Here is a 19,559-nt window from a genome sequence, read left to right as displayed (position 1 = left end):
CCCGGCAGCCCAGCCGCCGAGGGTGGCCTCACGCCCTGCGACCTGATCGACCAGGTGGGCGGCAAGGCCGTAAAGAACCCCTCCGAGGTGCAGCTGGCCGTGGACCAGGGCCGGGTGGGTCAGCCCCTGGCCGTATCCCTGCGGCGCGGCGACGGGCGGCTGACCCTGCAGCTCAAGCCAGCAGAACTGCCCCGCCAGGGGTGAGTGCCACCTGCAGCCGCCAGCTGATCGTGATGGCCCGCTGGCCGGCTCCGGGCCGTTGCAAGCGACGCTTGGCCCGAGAGCTTGGCGCAGCCAGGGCCGCCCAAATCCAGGCGCGGCTGACAGTGCACACCCTGGCGGCGGCTAGGGACGCCCGCCAGGGTCACGGCCTTGAACTGGTGCTTGCCGTTGAGGGCTTGGGTAGCCTCGCCGCCAGCCGTTGGGGCCAGGCGCTCGGGGCGGACAGAACCGTGCTGCAGGGGCAAGGGGCGCTGGGATTGCGCATGCAGCGCCAGTTTCAGCGTGCCGCCAGGGAAGGGGCCAGCAAGGTGGTGCTGATCGGCAGCGACCTGCCCGGTCTCGAAGCCAGCGACCTGTCAGCCGCCTTTACGTGCCTTGGGCAGCGGCAGGGGGTATTGGGCCCGGCCCTCGATGGGGGCTACTGGCTGATTGGGCTGCGGCGTCCCGAGCCGGAGCTGTTCGCCGGTATCGCCTGGGGGGGCGCGCAGGTGCTCGAGCAAACCCTGGCGGCAATGGCGCGTCGGGGCCTGGAGCCGGAACTGCTAACCCGCCGCGGCGACCTCGACTGGGCCAGGGACCTGCTGCCATGGCGCTGATCACCCCAACCATCACTCCAACCATCACCCCAAAAATCTCCGTGGTGATTGCCGCCCGCAATGAGGCGCCGCGGCTGCCTCTGTTGCTGGCCGATCTGGCGGCGGGGTGGGAGTTTCTGAAGGAGATTGTGGTGGTGGATGGCGGCAGCGCCGATGCCAGCGCCCGGGTGGCGGCCCTAGCCGGTGCCCAGGTGCTGGCCAGCCCCCCCGGCAGGGGGAGGCAGTTCTGCTTGGGAGTTGAAAGCAGCGGCGGCTCCTGGCTACTGCTGCTGCATGCCGATGCACGCCTGCCAGAGCGCTGGCAGCAGGCCGTGGCACGGGCCATCGACCGCGATGGGCCAAAACAAATCGATGCGGCCTGGTATTTCGACCTGAGGATCGCTGGGGCTGGCCTTGGCCTGCGGCTGGTGGAGGCGGGAGTAGCGCTGCGCAGCCGCTGGCGGCAGCTGCCCTATGGCGACCAGGGCTTGCTGCTGCCCCGATCGCTGCTGCAGCGGGCAGGGGGCCTGCTGCCCTTACCCCTGATGGAAGACCTGGAGCTGGCGCTGCGGCTGCGGCGCCACTGCCGGCTAAGGCCGCTGGGTGCCCAGCTGAGGGTTGATGGTCGCCGCTGGCATCAGCTGGGCGTATGGCAGACGGCACTTAGCAACGCCCAACTGCGGCGGGCCTGGCGGCGGGGCGGCAGCGCCGAGGAGCTGGCTAGCCGCTACTACGAAACCGGTGATATGAGCCGGCGCTAGGGCGAATACCAGAAAGCGCAACGGCGCTGCAGCGGTTCAAGCTCCCAGCCCTGGGCGACATAGAAGGCCACCACCTCTGGGTCGGCAAACAGGCTGACCCGATCCACTTCCATCGAGCGCAGCTGATCGAGGACATAAACCATCAACTGCTTGCCCAGCCCAGCACCCTGATAGAGGGGATGTACAGCCACGTCCCAGACGGTGGCTTCAACGACGCCATCGCCGGTGCAGCGGGCGAAGCCCACCAGCTTTGGCATCCGGGGGTCGTGGCGCCACAGACCCACCCGCAGCAGGCTGTGCTGGAGGGCTTTGCGCACGCGGCGCAGGGGCCGGCGGCTCCAGCCCACGGCATCGCAGAGCCGCTCAAGCTCGAACAAGTCGATTTCCCGCTCGCGGCTGAGCACCAGGCTGAGCTGGGAATTGGGCGTGGGGCAGAGCCGGTGCTGCTCCCCGTAGAGGCTGGTGAGGAGCTCGGCCGAAGCCACAGGGGCGGGTGCAACGCAATGGAACGATCCTGCCCGATGGTCGTTCGAGCTGCGATCGCTGCGCCAGCCTGGGGGGCCCGGATTGCCGAGCGCTGGTGCATCAAGCCCCCTCCCCCCTGCTGGTGGCAGTGCATGGCTGGCTGCTGGCCGGCAGGTTGTGGACGCCCCTGGCCGCAGCGCTGGCACCACGCTGGGAGCTGTGGAGCCCGGATTTACCCGGCTTCGGCCAGCGGCCCAGGCCCCGGGGGCTGCAGCCAAACCTGGCCAGCTACGGCCGCTGGCTAGCCGCAGCGGCCCAGGAGCAGGCGGGTGGCAGACCAATAGTGCTGCTGGGCCATTCGCTCGGGGGCAGCATCGCCCTGCATGCGGCGCCCCTACTGGGCGAGCAACTGGTGGGGTTGATCCAGATCGCCGCCGGCGGTGGTGTCTATCAGCCGCGAGCCTTTGCCCAGGTGCGCCGCGGCGGCGCCCTGTTTTTGCGCTGGCGGCCTGGCTGGCTGGCGGAGCTGCCGGGCAGCGATCCGGTGCGCAGCCCCCTGCTAGCCGAGCGCCGGGCAGCCCAGGGCCTGCTGGCCTGCAGCACCGGCCGAGGGGCGGTGCGCCAGCTGCCCCAGCTCACTGCCCGCCTGCAGGTGCCAAGCCTGTGGATTGCCGGCGAACGCGACCAAGTGATGGCATCTCGCTACGTGCGCCATCTGGCCGGTTACGCCCCACAGCACGAGTTCATCGAGCTGGCTGGAGCTGGCCACCTGCCGATGGGCCAGATGCCTGAGCAACTGGCGGCGCCGATTCAGCAGTGGCTAGGCGAGTTGCCATGCAGCCAGTTGTAAATCAGCAAGTTGCCAAGGTCTGCAGACTGATTCAGAGCGCGGCCAGGCCCCGCTCCTGCAGGTCGGCCAGCTGGGCGTAGACACCGCCCGCCAGGCGCAACTCGCTGTGGCTGCCCTGCTCAATCAAGTGCCCCTTGCGCAACACCAAGATGCGATCTGCCGCCTCCACCGTGGCAAGGCGGTGGGCAATCACGATGGCGGTGCGCTCCTGCAGCAGCCGCGAAAGATCCCGTTGCAGGGTGGCCTCGGTGGAGGGATCCATAAAAGCCGTGGCCTCATCCATCACCAGAACTGAGGGATCGCGGATCGCAACCCGGGCCACCGAAAGCAGTTGGCGCTCGCCGGAAGAGAGGTTGCCGCCGCGCTCACGCAGCTCGGTGGCCAGTCCATCAGGCAGGCGCCGCAGCAGGGGCTCTAGGCCCAGCTCAGTGCAGATCTGATGCAGGTCTTCGCTGCTGATCGGGGCGTCGAGGCGCAGATTGTCGGCCACGTTGCCGCTGAACAGGAAGGTGTCCTGCAGGACGACCCCAAGCCGCTGGCGCAGGGTGGGAATCGGCAATTGGCGGATGTCGATGCCATCGAGCAGGATCCGGCCGCGCTGGGGCTCATAGAGCCGGCACAACAGCCTGATCACGGTGGTTTTGCCTGAGCCGGTAGGGCCCACCAGGGCCACGTGTTCACCGGGAGCAATGCGGAAGGAAAGATCGGTAAGGATCGGGTCGTCTTCTCGATAGGAAAACGACACGTTGTCGAAAATCACTTCACCAGCACTGGCCCGCTTACTGCCGCTCTGAATGGCTGCAGCAGAGCGCTCACTAGCTGGTAGATCAGCGATCTCGATCGGTTGCTCGAGCAGCTCGCCGATGCGTTCAACAGCGGTGAGGCCTCCCTGGATCTGGGTGAAGCGCTCCGCCAGCTGGCGCAGGGGATCAAACAACCGCTGGGAATAAAGGATGAAGGTGGTGAGGGTGCCTAGCCCCATGGCACTGCCGAGCACCATCCAGCCGCCCAGGGCAAGCACCACGGCCACGGCGCTCAGGGCTACCCATTCGATGAAGGCCGAGATGGCGCTGTCAAACAGGATTGTGCCGTTGACTGCCTCGCGATAGGCGGCGGTGACCTGGGAGAAACGGGCGCTGTTGGTGGCTTCGCGTCGGAACATTTGCACCACTTCCAAGCCCTGGAGGTTTTCCTGCAGATCGGCGTTGAGCTGGCTGAGCTCCTCGCGCACCCGGTAGTTGGCCTTACGGAAGCGACCTTGCAACCAAAGAATGCCGAGCACCACCGGCACCTGGCTGACCAGCAGCAACAGGCCGAGCCGCCATTCGATCGAGATCATCGTGACCGCGATCACCAGCAGGGTGACTAGGTCGGCCAGCACGCCCACGGCGCCGCTGCCAAACACCTCGGCTAGGGCATCGACATCACTGGTGAGCCGGGTGAGCAGCTTGCCAACGGGGGTGCGGTCGTGGAAGCGCAGCGACAGCGCCATGGCGTGGGCAAACAAATCGTCGCGGATGCGGGCGGTGAGCCGCTGGCCAACGGCCTGAACGTTGAAGGTTTGGATGCCCTGCAAACCCAGACGCAGCATCACCGCGCCCAGCAGCAGCAACACCAGCAGGCGCAGGGCCTCCGGCACCGCCATGCCATCAAGCCAGCCCAGGGTGGGCTCTCGCCGCAACACGGCGATTGCCTGGCCCACCAGCAGCGGCTGCACCGCAGCAGCGAATGCCACCGGGATCAGCAGCAGCAGGGTGAGGCCGAGGCGGCGGCGATCACGGCCGAGGTAGGGCAGCAGGCGGGCTAGGCGTTGCCGGTCAAGGCCTGCCATCAGCTACCTCGGGGGGTGGCAACCAGAGCGATGCGGTCGACGATTCCCTGTAGGGGACCGTCGTCGAGTCGCAGAGCTAAGGGGTGGCCCACCAGCCTGGCGGTGGAGTGGAAAAGATCTTCAATGGCGATCAGGCCGTTTTCCTCCAGGGTGCGACCGGTGGCTACCAGATCGACGATCGCCTCACTCATGCCGGTAATCGGTCCCAGCTCTACCGATCCAGCTAGATGGATCAACTCCACCGGTAGGTCGAGGGCATCAAAGAAGGCCTGGGCGCAGCCGGTGAATTTGCTAGCAACGCGGCAGTGGGCGGGCAGGTCGGCGGCGCGGCGATAGCCACTGCTTGCCTTCACGGCCACGCTCATGCGGCAACCACCGAAACCCAGATCGAGCAGCTGGGCCACCGGCAGCTGGTGTTCGCGGATCACGTCGTAGCCCACCACGCCGAGCTGGGCCTGGCCGTAGGCCACGTAGACGGGCACATCGGCATTGCGCACCAGCAGGGCCCGGGCCTGACCGCAGGCGCTTGGCACCATCAACTGGCGGTTGCCGGGCTCAAGCAGGCCAGCGAAATCAAGGCCAGCGGCCGCAAAGCGAGCCACCGAATCCTTCAGCAGGGCACCTTTAGCGAGGGCGACGGTGATCATGCCGGGGCTGCAGCGGTGATCATGGAAAGGCGCCACAAACTGGACTTTAACGATGCAGCAACTCAGCGTCGGGCTGATTCCGGTACTGCGCGACAACTACATATTTGTGCTGCAACGTCAGGGTCAGGCGGTGGTGGTCGATCCTGCCGTGGCAGAGCCAGTGATCGCCGCCCTTGAGCAGCAGGGGCTGGAGCTGGTGGCAATCCTGCACACCCACCACCACAGCGACCACATCGGCGGCACCCCCGGCCTGCTGGCCCGCTGGCCCAAGGCGGCGGTGCTGGCCAGCCGCGACGACCTGCTGCGAATTCCGCTGCAAACCATGGGGCTGGGCGATGGCGACAGCGTTGAGTTGCTGGGTGAGCAGGTGCAGGTGATCGCCGTGCCGGGGCATACCCGCGCCCACATCGCCTACTACCTGCTCGCTTCCGGGCACCTGTTCTGCGGCGACACCCTGTTTGCCGGGGGGTGCGGGAGATTGTTTGAGGGCAGCGCCGCCGAAATGCATGCATCGCTGCAGCGGCTGGCCCAGCTACCGGCAGCCACCAAGGTGTGGTGCGCCCATGAATACACGCAAGCCAATTTGGGCTGGGCCGCCGCGGTGGTGGCAGCCAGCGATCCCTGTGCCGGTGCTATCGAGGCGCGGCTGACGGCGGTTGGGGCGGCGCGGGCCCGGGGCGAAGCCACCATCCCCAGCAGCGTGGAGCTGGAGCGAGCCACCAATTTGTTTGTGCGAGCTAGCAGCCCGGAGCAGTTGGCCGAGCTGCGGCTCAGTAAGGATCACTGGCCCAGCTAGGGCCGCTGGGCAGGGGGGCCAACCTGCAGGGCCTGCTGGGATGGGAAGAGCACACCAAGGGCTCCGGGGCGCAGGGCTAGCCGGCAGCGTTGGCCCCGGCTGTATTCGGCCTCCAAAGGCAAGCGCAGCCGCAGTTTCAGATCACCTAGCTGCACTCGGTAGAGCCATTCCCGGCCCAGGAATTCGCGCCCCTGCACCCAGGCCTCGCCCTCCGCATCTGGATGGAGACCAATCGCCTCAGGACTGACCAGCACCTCCTCGCTTTCACCTGCAGTTCCCCCTTGGGGCAGCAGGGAGGAGCCGGCTGTGGCGTGCAGGCTTCCTAGAGCTGTGATCACCTGCTCACCACACCGCTGGGCCGGCAACAGGTTGCCTTGGAGAACAAAGCGCCCCACAAAGGAGGTGGCGGGGTGCTGCACCAGCTGCCTGGGGCTGGCGCATTGGTGCAGCACCCCATCGCGCAACACCGCCACCCGATCACAGATGGCGAGTGCTTCTTCGGGATCGTGGGTAACGATCAGGCCGCTGGCACCACAGCGCGAAAGCACGGCGGGCAGCTCGCTGCGCAGCCGCAGGCGCACCTCCACATCAAGATTGGAGAAGGGTTCATCGAGGAGCACCACGGAAGGGCCCGGCGCCAGGGCCCGGGCCAATGCGAGCCGCTGGCGCTGGCCGCCCGAAAGCTCGTGGGGATAACGGCCCTCCAAGCCATTGAGCCCGAGCAGCTCCATCAACCAGCTAGCCCGGCTGCTGTCCTGACCGCGCCGCAGGCCAAAACAGGCATTGCGCCAGGCGTCGAGGTGGGGGAACAGGGCGTAGTCCTGGAAAACCATGCCAACGCCGCGGCGCTCCGGTGGCAGCCAGCGGCCGGGACCGGCCACGGCCCGGCCGTCGATCAATACCGAACCGCGCTCTGGCCGCTCAAAGCCAGCGATCAAGCGCAGCAGGGTGGTTTTGCCGCAACCGGAGGGGCCAAGCAAACCCACCAATTCGCCCTGATGGAGGGCTAGATCAATGCCTTGCAACGTCCAGTCGCCTGCTGTGGCATTGGCGTAGCGGTGCCACAGGCCTTGCAGCTGCACGTGTTCGCGCAACGGCAAATCGGCAGGCATCAGCTCGGCAAGGGGGCTGGCGATCGGCGCAGGACCGGCAAGGGCCATAGGCTCAGCCACCATCCTGACCTGGCATGAGTCACCCGATGCAGCCCGAAGCCGTAATCACCGCCAGCGCCCCTGCGCCAGTAGGCCCTTACAACCAGGCGGTGAAGGCGGGGGGAGTGCTGTATTGCTCCGGTCAGATCGCCCTGGATCCCAGCACTGGCTTGATGGTGGGGGCTGGTGATGTGGAGGCCGAGACCCGCCAGGTGCTCAGCAACTTGCAGGCCGTGCTGGAAGCTGGCGGCAGCAGCCCAGGACAGGTGCTGCGCACCACGGTCTTTCTGGCAGACCTGGGCGATTTCGCTCGGGTTAATGCCATCTATGCGGAGCTGTTTAGCGATGGGGTATCGCCGGCTCGGGCCTGCGTCGAAGTGGCGGCTCTGCCCAAGGGGGCTCGGGTTGAAATCGACTGCATTGCCCTAGCCGCCTAGCAACTGAGTGCCAAGCAATTAGCTGGGCGGATTCAAGGGGCAATCCATTAGCCCGGCAGCTTGCTCGTCTACGGCGCTGAGTCGCTCCAGGATTGAACGCAGGTCGAGGACGGACAACTCGCCATCTCGCCCCCACTTCATCACCGAGCGACCGATATCAGTTGAGTCGCTATTGCCGGAGCTCATCACCATGACCAGGACCCCGCGTGTTGATTTCAACACTAGCTAGGCGCGGGGAGCATGAATTCAAATAATTCGCCCTGCACCAGGGCCGAGCCCTGGCAAGGACCAGGGGACCGGGGATGGCCCCGGACCGGAGCAGCACAAAAGGTCTGCAAATGTGACGTCCACTCTTCGGCGCGAAAGACGGCGTACGGGGAGGAAACCGGGGCGGATGCTGGGGCGGATGCCGGGGCGGAAATCATGACCCTGGGCAATTAATACATCCGTACTATAGGCGAGAAATTGCATTGTCAACTGCCCATGCCTGCCCTGGCCTGGACCGCTTTGACCAGGATGATGGGTTCGCCTGTCTGCGATTGAGATGAAACTGCCAGAGGGTTGGCGGGTCTGGCTGCTGGTCATTGGGCTGAATGCCCTAGCCGGCTACCTCTGGTTTATCGATCGAGGCGTTGAGCCGCCAGCCGCTGGCGGCAACCTCCTGGACCTGATCCGATCCATCGGCCACTGAGCCTTGCCTGATGGCGCCGACGCACCCCTAAGCTATTTTCCAACGGGGCGTGGCGCAGCTTGGTAGCGCGGGTGCTTTGGGAGCACTAGGTCGCAGGTTCGAATCCTGTCGCCCCGACTGACTTTTCGAGGAACGACCAAGGGATATGTGAGCAAACAGGTGAGCAAATCGCCTGATGCTCACGCCCCCCGTGGTCTCCCCATCAGGCCCTGGCGGGGTATTCACCTCAGGCGGAGCCGCTCCACGGGAGCTTGGCCATGGGATTGATGCTCACCTCGACCTCGGCCTGGGAGATAACTCAGGGGAGGCTTGGAGCCCGGAGGTGAGCAAATTGTGAGCAAGGGCCGACGCTGGAGCTGGGTGTCAGCGCGCCCGCAGGAGCGGGGGCCAAACACCAAACCCGATCACGGACTCCGACCCCGCTGATGCGGAACAGAGGACGTGATCGGGTTCAGGCACCGACTCTGATCTCAGGGCCCAGGGCGCGGTTATTGCCTCAGGTGACGCCGGCTCCAGCCGGTGATCGTGGCTTCCACGTTCTCCAGATGCCACTGCAGGGGGCCTTTGCCTTGGGTGCAGCCCCAGCGGCGGAAGTGTTTGCCGGGTTGCAGAACACCCCTCAACCGGAGCTGACGGAGTGTCTCGCGGCTGATGCCCAGCCACTCACACACCTCGGCGGTTGTGAACCAGGCCCGTTGGCGGCTGGTGCAGGGGGTGCTGCTCATCTGTCTCCCTCCAGCAACGCCACCACGGTCGGATCCCAGAGGATCTGCTGGCGGCGCTCTCCCCGACTGCAGAGCGGCAGGGCGACGCCCCAGTCCAGGCCGGCTGCTGTGAGCTGCCAGTCGTCGTCTTCGTTGCGGTGCTGCAATCCGGCGGCAGCGAGCCGCTGGTTGGTGTGGCGGAGCGTTCCATCCAGTCGGTCCGCTACCTGATCAGCGGTCAGCCAGGCCACCGCTGCGCGCTGCGAGACGCGTTGCTTCCGGTCAGCGGCGGCGGGACTGCTGTGGGCTTGGATCTCCTCCAGGACGCTGAGCAGGGCCTCGGCATGGGACACGCCGGTGAGTTGGATGATCTCGTCGGCGCTGCGCAGCACCTCCGCTGCGGTCTGCCTGCGGATCACCTCGATGCTGGGACGCGGCAGCTCCCTTGTGCCCTCTTGGCGGCGCTGCAGGGAGGGCAACAGTTCATGGGTGAGCCAGCGCCGCATCCGCGGTGCGCTGGGGTTGTCGCTGTTCAGCAGCCTGCGCAGCAGCGTGGCTTCGTTGATCAGCGCCAGGGTGAAACCACCGGCGCCGGGACCCTCCTCTGAATGGAGGCAGTGCTCCTCCTCGTCTCTCCTATTCGCCATGGCCCAGACCATCGGGCTCTCCGCCAGCGCAGCGCAGGCATCGGCGACGACGATCCAGGCCTCGCCCTGCGGATCGGTGCTCACCCGGATGCGGTGCCCCTCGAACAGGTAGGGCACCAGCGCGGACGTGTTGCTCATGGCTGGGAAGGCGAGGGGACAGGGGCGTCATGCCGCGACGCGAACACTTCAGAGCTGAATTGCCGCGTGGCCGCGACCAAGGGAGCTGGCACCGGGCCGGCGAGGACCAGCAGAACCGTGCTCAGCTGCAGGGCCAGCACCAGCCACAGCAGCCACTGCAGCTGCCGCAGGTCGCCCAGTCGCACGGTGGTGGTGATGGGCCGGCGCGTGCGGCAGAAGGCCGGCAGCTGCGGTTGCGCCATCGGCCGCGGCGTGCGGCCGGGGTGTTGAGGGTGAGCCATCAGAACGGCACCTCCTCTCTGGAAAGCGCACCTTGTGGTGCGACATCGGCGAACTCATCGCCGTAGTCCTCCCCATCCGCCAGCGGGATCGCCCGCTGCTGGCGGGCCGCGGCTTCATCGGAGCGGTAGGCCTGCTCCGCTGCCTCGATCCAGGCGGGATCGGTGCCCTCGCGGATGCTCAGCGGGCCGTAGAAGCCGATCGTGACGTTGCGCGGCACCGCATCGGCGGCGGCCTGGTCTTCGATTTTGGGGCCCTTGGGGTTGCCGTCCTGGTCGTACTGCTGCGCCCAACGGGTCTCCAGCACCAGCACATCCCCGACCGTCAGCCGGCCGCGGCGGTGCTGACGGCGCGCCTCGATCCACTCGCCGAAACCCTTGGCCTTGAGGATCAGCCGCACCCGATCCCCCGGGGCCGGCACGCCGCCCTCATCACCGATGCGGGCCTCCATCGTCGTGCCGGGCATGGCGATGGCATGGATGACCATCTCCTGCTTCACCTTGGGCCGGCCCTGGCGGTCGGTGCCGTTGGGGATCGGCTCCATCGCGCCGCTGCTGAGGTTCTTGCGCAAGCGGTCGCGCTGCTCCGGGCGCACGATCGCCAGATAGGCCACCTCACCGAGGCGCTGCTGACGGATCACCGGCGCCGCGATGCGGCTGCCGTCGTTGAGTTCAATCGCCATGGGACTTGCTCGAAAGAGTGGACGGGGAAGAGGACAGGGGAAGCAGGGGCTCCAGGCCGGCACCCAGCCGCAACAGGTGATGGGCGGCACCGGAGAGGGACAGCTGGTTCTCGGCCGACAGCTGCTTCACCTGCCGGTAGACATCGCTGTGCACGCAGACGCACAGGTAGTGACGGCCGTGCTGCGAGCGCGGCTGGGGCCTGGCGTAGGCGCGACGGCAGACGCTCATGGCGTTCCTCCCGCCAGCTCGCGCTCGAATACGTCGATGAAGTCCTTGTGGCGCCGCTGGGTGATGCGGTCCTTGATCGTCCGCACCTCCCGGGGCACCTGGAAGTGGTGGCGGAACTCGATCGTGAAGCGCTTGCGCGCCTCCTGAGGCATCGCCCCGAGGAACTTGTGCAGAGTGGCGATCTCCTCGTCCGACAGGGGCTCCAGGCCGGAGTCGCCGGCTTCCGGCCGATCCGGAGCGCCGGTGTCCCACTCGTCGTCTGCGGTCTCAGGGTCGTCCGCAGCGGGGGCGGCTGCGCCAGTGGCCGTTAAGGTCGCGCCCGTGGCACTTGGCTCCAGCGGCTGCGACTGTTTCGGCTCGATAGTCCGAGGAGAGTTGCCCACAGGAATGCCCAGCAGGCCCGCCAGCAGGGAAGCGGTGAGCGCATGCCAGGTCGCACTGCCCTCCTGGGGCGCCTGGGCCTCGCTGAACTCCTCGGCGCCGCCGCGGTGCCGCAGGGTCACCCGCAGCACTTCATGTTCCTCGTTGATCAGCTTCTGGGCGCTGAACGAGAAGCCCAGGGCAAAGGCCGGCGCCGCCGCCTGAACAACCTCCTGCATGGAGGTGTCGGCGATGGCGGCCATCTGGGACTGGAACTGGGCCAGGCCCTCGGCCCACTGGGCGCGGGCCTGCTCGCGGCTCTGCAACAGGGCTTGGTTGAGATCAAAGGCGGCGGTGGGACCTGGCGTCGGCTCCATCCGCCCGCAAGGGGTGGTGGTCATCGAAGGCACTGCGGGACCGGCGCCCGCTTGCCTCGAATATTAGCGGCTCGCTAGTCCGAATCTGTAGCTTGCGCAACGCAGGGCATGGCGTACTCCGAACCTGCTCCGGAGCCTTTCGTGCCTGCCTCAGCTGGCGCTTGTCTTGGTGGACCATTCCTCCAGCCAGCGCTGCGGCAGCCATGCTTCTCCGTCCCACATGCCCTGCAGCTGCTCGGCGGAGTACGGCTCAAAGCCGGCCAGCATCGCCTGAAAAGCCTGCCGCTGCTTGACTGGCGCTGCCTTGGAGGCGGAACTCAGGGCCTCCATCACGCCGATGCCGTGCTGCTTGGCGGTCTGCGCCAGCTGGCCGCGCCATTGCTCGCTCAGCTTCGCCGCTTCTGTGGCATCGACCTCGGGCTGGGCCGGCACGGCAGGCGCCTGGTAGGCGCTCGGCACCGGCAACAGCCCCAGGTGGCAGCTCCAGAACTCCGCTGGCCCCCACACCCGCTCCTCGTCATCCACCAGGGGCTTGGCCTGGCTGATCAGATCCTTGAGGGCGCGGGTGCGCACGCCACTGAAGTCTTTGGCGGCTAGCCGGCGGTTGACCTCGGCGAGGGCAAAGAAGCTCTCCGGGCGTGGCTTGGGCGCCTTGCCGTTCTCGAACACGCTCAAGGTGCTGGGGGCCATCACTTCAAAGCCGGCCTCCTTGGCCCACTTGTAGGCCGTGTACTGGGTCCAGTTGTTCAGCTCCCGCCAGCGCCTGAGCATGCGCCCGAATTCCTGACCGGCTTCGAGCTGCTTGGCCTCGATGTACCGGTACTCAGAGCTCATCAGGGCTGGGATCTGGCCATTAGCGAAAGGCTAAGGCATCCCATTCAGTTCATGAACCGGTGACGTGACTGTTTCAGAGCGGTGTGGGCGTCGGCGCCCCTGTCTTGGACGCTCGTCCTGTGGTGCACTGGCCAGCACTGGTGACGGGGCGATGGACTGGGCGGCGCCCTTTTCGCCGGGCGTATGGCGACGGTTTCACCTTGCCCATCGGCATCACCCAACCGCAGCTGACCAGCGGTGCTGGCCAGCAGATGGCCGCGCGCAGCAGCCGCATCGTCGAGCCCGTGGCGCTGCTCAGGCTCCAGCAACGCCACGGGCTCGACGATGCGGCTGTCCGGGCCAAGGGTCCAGTCGTCGCGTTGGCAGCCGTAGACCCAATCACGGCGGTCGGGCGCCTGCGCCCAGAGCAGCGCCCCAAGCTGGTCGCGCTCGATCGCAATCTCCAGCTGCCAGCCGCTGGCCAGATCGAGCCGCATCCGCCCCCACCAGATCTCACTCCAGGGCCGATCCGCAAGGAAGGCCTCTCCCGCCAGCAGCGCCCGCAAGGCCTGCTGGATCTCGGCGGCGCAGCAACGGCTCAGGGGGTGCAGAGCGGGTGACGCAAGCCATTGCCAGGGCACCAGAGCGCCCACTCCCCGAGGGCGATCGGCTTGCCGCAACAGCTGCAATGGCCGGGATGGCGAACGCGGATGCGGCGAAAGCCATGGGGGTCGGCTGTGGGCTGCCTGTGGGGCACCCCTGCCGTGGGAAACCCGGGCGCGAACGCTGTAGAGGGAGGGTGCCCGCTGACCTGCAGCCCGTGCTCACGGATCAGGCGGCAGGCCAAGTAGGCGCTGGTGCGCGCCTCCTCCAGGTGGGGTGAGGCGGTCATCGCCACCAGCTTGCGGACCTTCTCTGCTGCCCGATCCGCCGCCGCGCTGTCGACCATGCCCTGTTCGCCAATTGGATCAGCTTAGCGAGCCTGTGCCAGCATCAATAAACTGATTCGACATGCCGAGGTTTCCATGCCCTCGATGATGACCCCGCTCTCCGTGCAGTTCACGCTTGCGCAGCGGGACTGGCTGGATGCGCGCACCCGCGGCGGTGTGCTCTCGCGTTCCTCGGTGATCCGACTGATCGTGGCCGAGGCCATGGAACGCGACGAGCTGGCCAGCAGCCCCCGTAAGCGTCAGGGACAACATGGCCAGCGCTGAAGCGGCCACCAGTCCCACTCAGGCCTGCATCGACCGCGCTGCCGCCAAGCAGTTCCTCTCCCTGCTGGGCAAGGACCAGGCCAGCGCCCGGCTGCGCGCCTTCCCCCACCGCGCCAACCCAGCCAAGGCGGTGATCGGTGCCCGCAAAGGCCCGTTTGACCTTGATGCGGCCGAGCAGTGGCAGCGGGAAGGCCGCGGCATCTACCTGGTGATCAACGACGGCGGCGACCGCAAAAGCGAGATCACGGCCTGCCGTGCGTTCTTCGTGGAGTGGGACGACCGGCCGATCGACTGGCAGCTGAACGCCTGGCGGGAGCTGGGGTTGCCGGAGCCCTCGCTGATCGTGCTCAGCGGCGGCAAGTCGGCCCATTGCTACTGGCTGCTGGAGCAGCCCATCCAGCCGCAGGAGTGGGCGCCACTGCAGGCCGAGCTGATCGCCTATGCCGGCGGCGATCCACACTGCAAGGACGCCTCACGGGTGATGCGGCTGCCGGGCTGCTGGTACGTGGATGCCGGCGGGCAGCCCACCGCCCTGGTGGAGCTGGTGCACGTGAGCGCTCAGCGCTACGCGCCGGAGGACATCGCCCTGGCGCTGCTGCCCGATGAGTTTGCTGAACCCGCTGCAGGTACCGCACCGCAACCAGAGATTCCTCTGCAGCAGCCCAACGAAGGCCCAGGCACTGGGATTCCACTACCCGAGTTGGGCGACGAGGACTTCGGGCCGCCGCGGCCGCTGGAGCAGATCCGCACCGCCCTGGCCGCCATCCCCCGCCGTGTGGCCGGCAGCAACACCTACGCCGACTACCGCAACATCCTCTGGGGGTTGATCCAGGCCTGCGAGCAGGCCGGCCACGACCGCGAGCTGGCGATCGCCCTGATGGAGGCCCACAGCCCCTCGGCCAGCTGCGGCTGGGACATCCGCCAGGTGGCCAGCTCCGGCGGCGAGCAGATCAGCGCGGCGACCTTCTGGTTCCACGCGCGGCAGCACGGCTGGTTGCCGACGGAGCCTGCCCACACCCCCAGGCCTCCTGGGGCTCAGGCCACAGGCAGCCGCCGAAACCAAGGCGATACCGGCGGCCGCCATCCCGGTGGCAAGAGCAGCGACCGCAGCAGCAATGCCAGGGGCACCACAGGAGCTGGGTCTGGCGCAGGCCCGCAGCGCTTTTCGCCTCGGCCCGACACCCGGGTGCGCTGGGGAAAGGTGCACCTACCGATCAACCGCCGCCTCAACGCCTTGGAGCACTGCATCCGCTCCCTGGTGGGCCGCGAGCGCAACAGCCTGCGCCGCTCGGCCCGCGTGCGCGAGGCCCATGCCGCCCTGCAACTGAAAACGGCCCTGCGGCTGCAGGAGATCGGCCAGCTGATCCTCGAGGCTCACGACCAGCGCAATGGCAACCGCTTCCGCGGCCTCGATCAGGCCGAGCGCTTGGCGATGCCGCAACCGGTGGTGCAGTGGGAGATCCCTGGCTGCATCCCGCGCCGCGACCTCTCGATCGTGGGCGGCCGGGCCAAGGTGGGCAAGACGCGGCTGGTGCATGCCCTCGCCCGCTGCCTGCTCTGCGCCGAGGACTTCCTGGGCTTTGGGGCGCCGGAGGAACCGCGGCCCGTGATCCTGGTGACCGATGACCAGGGCGATGGCGACACCGCCCAGATGCTGCAGCAGCTGGGGATCTGGGATCACCCGTTGCTGCTCTGGTCGCGCCGGTTCCGGGCCACCGAGGCCAACCTCGATGCCCTGCTGGCCTGCCTGGCCGCACACCCTGGGGCGGTGGTGATCCTCGATTCGCTGCGCTCGATCACCCGCAGCTGCTGCTTTGGCGAGAACGATCCGGAGATGGGGTCGCTGATCTATGACCTCAAGCACCAGATCACCGATGCCGGCGGCACGTTGCTGCTGATCCACCACTGCAACAAGGCCAACGACACCACCGGCACCGAGGCCCTCTCGGGCCACAACGCCATCGCCGGGGCGGCCAACACGATCCTGACCCTGCACTACCTGGCCAAGGGCAACCGGCTGATCAAGGATTCACCCCAGCGCCGCCTGGTGCGCGAGGCTCGCTCCGGCCCACCCGCCGATCTGGTGGTGGCGATCGACGGCAACACCGGGGCCTTTGCCCGGCTGGGCACCTACGACGACCTGCAGGAGCAGCAGGAGCAGGAGAGCGATCTCGATCGCGCCGCTCAGCGGGTGCGCAAGGCCAGCGAAAAGCAGAAGGAGGCCCTGCGTTATCTCCAGGCGCTGCACACCAACGGTCTGGCCGGGGTGGGCCTGCTGGAGCTGCAGCAGGCGATCGGCATGGCGCCGGCGGAGGCGCGGCTCAAGCGGGACCTGGAGGGGGAAGCGCTGACCACCTACAAGGCCATGGGCCGCTTCCTCGGCAGCCTGGACGGCTTGGTTACAGCCACCAGGGTGGGCACCAGCGGCGCCAGTTACTACCTCCGCTATGGGCTCAGTGACGCCGGCGCGGAGTGGCTGGCGCGTGAGTTTGATCTATAGGGGGTGGATTCTTGCGATTCTTTGGATCTTCCTGCAGCGCAATTGATCTGACGCTTCTGGCAGAGCGGACTCTCTCAGGATTCTCTGGATTCTTTGCTGGCCACCGCCAGTCCGACGCTGCTCACGGGCGACTGAACCACAACCGCTGGAGAAGGAGCTGGATTCGTTGGATTCTTTGGCCCCCTCACCAGCGCAGCCACTTTGGAGCGCCAAGCGGGCTGGATCCGTTCTGGATTCTTGGGATTCTTTGGGGGACCTCACTCCCTGCAGCAGACAGTCCCTGGGGATCAAAGAATCCAAAGTATCCAAAGAATCTCACGTTCGATCTTCTGCCCAGATCCCCTGCGCTGCAACGGGGTCCAAAGAATCCAACCAATTTGGTGTATCTCGTGAGGTTCTGGTGATGCCGACGACAACCTCCGCGCATGTCTTCGATCGCCAGATCGCTGCCGGTCCCTGGCTCAGGCCGATCCCAGGCCTGCGGCGCACCGACCCGGAGCACCGCTACTGGCTGGGGGAGCACCTGTTCGCGGTGTCCGTCACCGGCGTGATCGGCTCAACCAAGAGCGAATGGGCGATGGCCCGCATCGAGGCCACCCGCCACGTCTGGGAGCCGCGGGGCCACACCGTGCACCTGGCGCTGGAGGCCCTGCTGCACAGCCGCTTCCATCCCCTGCCCCAGCAACGCCAGCAGGCCAGCCGACTGCTGCAGCACCTGCGCTCTGGCGACTACCGGGACTGGATCGAGCCGTTGCTGGCCCACCCCCACTGGCAGCAGGTGACGGTGATCGCTTCCGAGCGCCCCACCTGCTGCCTGATCCGGAACCTGGCCGGCACCTACGACACCGGCTACATCCAGCAGGCCGATGGCCTGCGGGTGCTCGCTGACCTCAAGACCCTCTCCAGGCCCGGATCGGGCAGCTACTGCACCCGCGCCCAGCTGGGCGGCTACATGGCGCTGGAGGCGACCTGGGGTGTGCACTACGACGCCGGCCAGACGATCTGGGCCCGGCCGGGGGAGACCCGCTTCTCGCCGCTGTATTCCCGCGAGGAATGCCTGGCCGCCTGGGCAGCGGCGTGGGCGGGCTACGTGAGCAGGTTCCGGCCCTGGTGATGGACTCTCCGAACCGATGTATTCGGACTATCGAGCCGCTATGGTTTGTTGCAGGTCGCTTGCTCGCGCCTCTTTGCTCCTTCGCTGGCTCTGCTGATGGCTGCCACCACCGCCAGCTCTGCTCGAATGGCTGGCGCCGCCCTCGACGCGCTGCTCGATCGCATCACGGTCCTCAAGCTGCAGCAAAAAAGCATCGACGCCGAGCTCTCCCCGCTGCTGGAGCAACTCAGCGGGGCCCTGGAGGCCGGCGAGCTGGATGCCTCCTTCTCCCACAACGGCTGCAGCTTTTGCTGGTCGGCCGGGCGCACCAGCTACGCCTACCCCGAGCCACTGCAACAACAGGAGCAGGCCCTCAAGGAGGCCCAGCGGCTGGCGGTCGCCACCGGCGCCGCCAGGGAGAAGCACGGCAAGGCGTTCTGGACGATCAAGCCGGGCCGGAGCTGAACGATGGCCAATCCCCAGAAGCGCAAGGGGGATGCGGCCGAGCGGGAAGCGGCCCAGCTGCTGAGCGATCTGCTGGGCCTGGTGGTGCGCCGCAAGCTCGGCGCCGGCCGCACCACCACGGCCGGTGGTGACACCGGCGACCTCGATGGCGTGCCGGCCCATGTGATCCAGGTGGCCAGTTGGGCCAACACCGCCGCCGCGGCCCGTCTCAAGCCTGATGAGGCCGCCCTGCAGGCCGAGCACGCCGCCGTGCCGTTCGCGGCGACATTGGTGCGCTTTCGCGGCGGCACCTGGCGGGTGGTGCTCACCCCCGAGCAGTGGGCCGCCTATGTGCGGCTGATCCTGCGGGAGGGCCTGCTGTGAGCCGCCGTGCCTCAGCCAAGCCAGCCGGCAGCGGAGAACCCCAGACCCCGGATGCCGATCAGGCGTTGCTGAACGAGCTGCGCCAGGCGCCGGCCCAACAGGATGCCGATGGCCAGCCCGTCTGGCCGGCGGCGGATCCCAGCCGACCGGTGGGCAAGGGCAACCCGCCACGGGGCCGCCGCAGCCAGAACCACAAACCGCGCGCCACCCACATGGAGGTGGAGACGCGCATTGCCGAGGCGCAGCTGTGGATCGCCCAGCGGCTGCCACTGGCAAAGATCAGGGAAAAAGCAGCCCAGAACTGGGGAATCACCAACATCAAAACGATCAGCCGTTATCTGGCGCTGGCTCGGCAGCGCATGGTGGAGGAGCTAATCACCGATCGGCGCCGCCACCAGGCTGAGCAGATCTTTGCCCTGAACGATTGCGCCCGCCGGGCGATGGACGCCGAGCAGTTCAACGCGGCTGTAGGCGCCTTCCGGGTGATTGCTGAAATCGGCGGCCTGCTGCGGGCACCGATCAAGCCGCCGGAGCCACGGGCATGACAGCGAGCACCACCGCCACTGCGATGCCAGCACCGGTGCTCACGCCACAGGCCCCTGCAGAAGGCGGCCTGCTGTTGCCTGAGCTCGACCCCTGGGGCGACGGCGGCCTGCTGCACCTCCCCACAGCCACCACAGCCGAGCCTTCGGAACCCCAGACCCTGCGCAGCTTCATCGCCGAGGCCTACCCCCGCTACGGATTCCACCGCTGGGCAGACGTCCTGATCGAGCTGCTCCAGCAGGTGGCCGATGGCCAGCTGAGCCGCTTGATCGTCACCTGTCCGCCCCGGCTCGGAAAAAGCCTCCTGGTGTCCAAGCTGTTCCCGGCCTACTTCCTGCAGCGCTACCCGCACCTGTTCGCGGCGATTGCTTCCTATTCGGCGGAGCTGGCCTATGCCCACTCCCGAGAAGCCCGCCACTTCTACCGGGTGACCGGCCATCTGCTGGCGCGCGATTCGGCGGCTGTGGGCAACTGGCTGACCCGCCAGCGGGGCGGGTGTATCGCTGCCGGTGTGGATGGCCCGTTCACGGGCAAGGGCTACAGCCTGGGAATCATCGACGACCCCTACAAGGGCCCCGGTGATGCCGCCAGCCCTGCGCTGCGGCAGAAGCTGATCGACTGGCTGCGCTCGGTGTGGCTCACCCGGGCTGAGCCGGCCATGGTGCTGGGTCCAGACGGGAGGGAGCAGCCGAACCTTTCAGCCCAGGTGGTGGTGCTGACCCGCTG

At 67.4% G+C, this 19,559-nt stretch carries 28 protein-coding genes, 1 tRNA gene and 1 pseudogene; 16 read left to right on the top strand and 14 right to left on the bottom strand.

Features of this window, described 5'->3' with window-relative positions:
* The 3 genes from KBY74_RS08690 to KBY74_RS08680 form a co-directional block, all read left to right on the top strand.
* The coding region (locus KBY74_RS08690; RefSeq protein WP_254942349.1) for a PDZ domain-containing protein at positions 1–204 on the top strand (204 nt) is incomplete at its 5' end.
* Positions 201–818: a TIGR04282 family arsenosugar biosynthesis glycosyltransferase gene (locus KBY74_RS08685; RefSeq protein WP_254942348.1), complete on the top strand. Its 618-nt coding sequence runs from the start codon at positions 201–203 to the stop codon at positions 816–818. The genes KBY74_RS08690 and KBY74_RS08685, both read left to right, overlap by 4 nt.
* Positions 809–1,558, top strand: a complete 750-nt coding sequence (locus tag KBY74_RS08680; RefSeq protein WP_254942347.1) for a TIGR04283 family arsenosugar biosynthesis glycosyltransferase — start codon at positions 809–811, stop codon at positions 1,556–1,558. The genes KBY74_RS08685 and KBY74_RS08680 overlap by 10 nt, the downstream gene beginning before the upstream one ends.
* On the opposite strand, the gene KBY74_RS08675 is transcribed toward KBY74_RS08680, so the two are convergent.
* Positions 1,555–2,043 carry a GNAT family N-acetyltransferase gene (locus tag KBY74_RS08675; protein WP_254942346.1) on the bottom strand — a complete coding sequence of 163 codons (489 nt, stop codon included), beginning with the start codon at positions 2,041–2,043 and terminating at the stop codon, positions 1,555–1,557. The two genes, KBY74_RS08680 and KBY74_RS08675, sit on opposite strands and share 4 nt — an antisense overlap.
* A 95-nt stretch (positions 2,044–2,138) precedes the next feature.
* Between KBY74_RS08675 and KBY74_RS08670 the strand changes: the two genes are divergently transcribed.
* Positions 2,139–2,873 (top strand): alpha/beta fold hydrolase, encoded by a 735-nt coding sequence (locus KBY74_RS08670; protein ID WP_254942345.1) that lies wholly within the window; start codon positions 2,139–2,141, stop codon positions 2,871–2,873.
* Positions 2,874–2,904: 31 nt separating this feature from the next.
* Here the strand turns inward: KBY74_RS08670 and KBY74_RS08665 are convergent, their stop codons facing one another.
* Positions 2,905–4,704, bottom strand: coding sequence for an ABC transporter ATP-binding protein (locus KBY74_RS08665; protein WP_254942344.1), 1,800 nt, complete (start codon positions 4,702–4,704; stop codon positions 2,905–2,907).
* Positions 4,704–5,351 carry an ATP phosphoribosyltransferase gene (gene hisG, locus KBY74_RS08660; RefSeq protein ID WP_254942343.1) on the bottom strand — a complete coding sequence of 216 codons (648 nt, stop codon included), beginning with the start codon at positions 5,349–5,351 and terminating at the stop codon, positions 4,704–4,706. Before hisG ends, KBY74_RS08665 begins: the two co-directional genes overlap by 1 nt.
* A 52-nt stretch (positions 5,352–5,403) precedes the next feature.
* Between hisG and gloB the strand changes: the two genes are divergently transcribed.
* Positions 5,404–6,147 carry a hydroxyacylglutathione hydrolase gene (gene gloB, locus KBY74_RS08655; RefSeq protein WP_254942342.1) on the top strand — a complete coding sequence of 248 codons (744 nt, stop codon included), beginning with the start codon at positions 5,404–5,406 and terminating at the stop codon, positions 6,145–6,147.
* Here gloB and KBY74_RS08650 read toward each other — a convergent pair.
* Positions 6,144–7,259: an ABC transporter ATP-binding protein gene (locus KBY74_RS08650; RefSeq protein ID WP_254942350.1), complete on the bottom strand. Its 1,116-nt coding sequence runs from the start codon at positions 7,257–7,259 to the stop codon at positions 6,144–6,146. The genes gloB and KBY74_RS08650 overlap by 4 nt on opposite strands.
* A 74-nt stretch (positions 7,260–7,333) precedes the next feature.
* Between KBY74_RS08650 and KBY74_RS08645 the strand changes: the two genes are divergently transcribed.
* Positions 7,334–7,735 (top strand): RidA family protein, encoded by a 402-nt coding sequence (locus tag KBY74_RS08645; RefSeq protein WP_254929441.1) that lies wholly within the window; start codon positions 7,334–7,336, stop codon positions 7,733–7,735.
* Between the two features lie 18 nt (positions 7,736–7,753).
* Here KBY74_RS08645 and KBY74_RS08640 read toward each other — a convergent pair whose 3' ends face one another.
* Positions 7,754–7,921: a hypothetical protein gene (locus tag KBY74_RS08640; protein WP_254942341.1), complete on the bottom strand. Its 168-nt coding sequence runs from the start codon at positions 7,919–7,921 to the stop codon at positions 7,754–7,756.
* Positions 7,922–8,279: 358 nt separating this feature from the next.
* On the opposite strand from KBY74_RS08640, the gene KBY74_RS08635 reads away from it, so the two are divergent.
* The 3 genes from KBY74_RS08635 (at position 8,280) to KBY74_RS08625 (ending at position 8,763) form a co-directional block, all read left to right on the top strand.
* Positions 8,280–8,426: a hypothetical protein gene (locus tag KBY74_RS08635; protein WP_254937096.1), complete on the top strand. Its 147-nt coding sequence runs from the start codon at positions 8,280–8,282 to the stop codon at positions 8,424–8,426.
* A gap of 43 nt (positions 8,427–8,469) precedes the next feature.
* Positions 8,470–8,543 (top strand) — tRNA-Pro (locus KBY74_RS08630).
* Between the two features lie 58 nt (positions 8,544–8,601).
* The gene (locus KBY74_RS08625) at positions 8,602–8,763 is read left to right on the top strand and encodes a hypothetical protein (protein ID WP_254942340.1); all 162 of its coding nucleotides are present in this window, start codon (positions 8,602–8,604) and stop codon (positions 8,761–8,763) included.
* A gap of 151 nt (positions 8,764–8,914) precedes the next feature.
* Here KBY74_RS08625 and KBY74_RS08620 read toward each other — a convergent pair whose 3' ends face one another.
* The 9 genes from KBY74_RS08620 to KBY74_RS08580 all read right to left on the bottom strand — a co-directional run bounded on the left by KBY74_RS08620 (position 8,915) and on the right by KBY74_RS08580 (position 13,604).
* The gene (locus tag KBY74_RS08620; RefSeq protein WP_254942339.1) at positions 8,915–9,151 is read right to left on the bottom strand and encodes a helix-turn-helix domain-containing protein; all 237 of its coding nucleotides are present in this window, start codon (positions 9,149–9,151) and stop codon (positions 8,915–8,917) included.
* Positions 9,148–9,915 (bottom strand): BRO family protein, encoded by a 768-nt coding sequence (locus KBY74_RS08615; protein WP_254942338.1) that lies wholly within the window; start codon positions 9,913–9,915, stop codon positions 9,148–9,150. Before KBY74_RS08615 ends, KBY74_RS08620 begins: the two co-directional genes overlap by 4 nt.
* Positions 9,912–10,196 (bottom strand): hypothetical protein, encoded by a 285-nt coding sequence (locus KBY74_RS08610; protein WP_254942337.1) that lies wholly within the window; start codon positions 10,194–10,196, stop codon positions 9,912–9,914. The genes KBY74_RS08615 and KBY74_RS08610 overlap by 4 nt, the downstream gene beginning before the upstream one ends.
* A complete protein-coding gene (locus tag KBY74_RS08605; protein WP_254942336.1) occupies positions 10,196–10,876 on the bottom strand; it encodes a hypothetical protein in 681 nt (226 codons plus the stop codon). The genes KBY74_RS08610 and KBY74_RS08605 overlap by 1 nt, the downstream gene beginning before the upstream one ends.
* Positions 10,866–11,105 (bottom strand): hypothetical protein, encoded by a 240-nt coding sequence (locus KBY74_RS08600; RefSeq protein WP_254942335.1) that lies wholly within the window; start codon positions 11,103–11,105, stop codon positions 10,866–10,868. The genes KBY74_RS08605 and KBY74_RS08600 overlap by 11 nt, the downstream gene beginning before the upstream one ends.
* Positions 11,102–11,866 (bottom strand): hypothetical protein, encoded by a 765-nt coding sequence (locus KBY74_RS08595; protein ID WP_254942334.1) that lies wholly within the window; start codon positions 11,864–11,866, stop codon positions 11,102–11,104. Before KBY74_RS08595 ends, KBY74_RS08600 begins: the two co-directional genes overlap by 4 nt.
* 126 nt (positions 11,867–11,992) lie before the next feature.
* A complete protein-coding gene (locus tag KBY74_RS08590; RefSeq protein ID WP_254942333.1) occupies positions 11,993–12,676 on the bottom strand; it encodes a helix-turn-helix transcriptional regulator in 684 nt (227 codons plus the stop codon).
* Between the two features lie 44 nt (positions 12,677–12,720).
* Complete coding sequence (locus KBY74_RS08585) at positions 12,721–13,308, bottom strand: hypothetical protein (RefSeq protein WP_254942332.1); 588 nt, start codon at positions 13,306–13,308, stop codon at positions 12,721–12,723.
* Positions 13,254–13,604 carry a DUF2786 domain-containing protein gene (locus tag KBY74_RS08580; RefSeq protein WP_254942331.1) on the bottom strand — a complete coding sequence of 117 codons (351 nt, stop codon included), beginning with the start codon at positions 13,602–13,604 and terminating at the stop codon, positions 13,254–13,256. Before KBY74_RS08580 ends, KBY74_RS08585 begins: the two co-directional genes overlap by 55 nt.
* A gap of 76 nt (positions 13,605–13,680) precedes the next feature.
* Here KBY74_RS08580 and KBY74_RS08575 point away from each other — a divergent pair, with 76 nt between their 5' ends.
* From KBY74_RS08575 to KBY74_RS08545, 7 genes and pseudogenes are all read left to right on the top strand, one after another.
* Positions 13,681–13,869, top strand: coding sequence for a hypothetical protein (locus tag KBY74_RS08575; RefSeq protein WP_254942330.1), 189 nt, complete (start codon positions 13,681–13,683; stop codon positions 13,867–13,869).
* Positions 13,856–16,369, top strand: a complete 2,514-nt coding sequence (locus KBY74_RS08570) for an AAA family ATPase (protein WP_254942329.1) — start codon at positions 13,856–13,858, stop codon at positions 16,367–16,369. Before KBY74_RS08575 ends, KBY74_RS08570 begins: the two co-directional genes overlap by 14 nt.
* A gap of 403 nt (positions 16,370–16,772) precedes the next feature.
* Positions 16,773–17,483, top strand: coding sequence for a hypothetical protein (locus tag KBY74_RS08565; protein ID WP_197169770.1), 711 nt, complete (start codon positions 16,773–16,775; stop codon positions 17,481–17,483).
* Between the two features lie 96 nt (positions 17,484–17,579).
* Positions 17,580–17,927: a hypothetical protein gene (locus tag KBY74_RS08560; protein ID WP_197169771.1), complete on the top strand. Its 348-nt coding sequence runs from the start codon at positions 17,580–17,582 to the stop codon at positions 17,925–17,927.
* A gap of 3 nt (positions 17,928–17,930) precedes the next feature.
* Positions 17,931–18,290 (top strand): hypothetical protein, encoded by a 360-nt coding sequence (locus tag KBY74_RS08555; RefSeq protein ID WP_190546166.1) that lies wholly within the window; start codon positions 17,931–17,933, stop codon positions 18,288–18,290.
* Positions 18,287–18,835: a hypothetical protein gene (locus tag KBY74_RS08550; RefSeq protein WP_231597792.1), complete on the top strand. Its 549-nt coding sequence runs from the start codon at positions 18,287–18,289 to the stop codon at positions 18,833–18,835. Before KBY74_RS08555 ends, KBY74_RS08550 begins: the two co-directional genes overlap by 4 nt.
* Positions 18,832–19,559, top strand: a pseudogene (locus KBY74_RS08545) (terminase); the annotation flags it as partial. The gene KBY74_RS08550 and the pseudogene KBY74_RS08545, both read left to right, overlap by 4 nt.

Source organism: Cyanobium sp. A1C-AMD (assembly GCF_024346495.1).
Lineage (GTDB): Bacteria > Cyanobacteriota > Cyanobacteriia > PCC-6307 > Cyanobiaceae > Cyanobium_A > Cyanobium_A usitatum.
The sequence above is the reverse complement of the archived record's forward strand: the minus strand, read 5'-3'. Positions and strand labels throughout refer to the sequence as shown.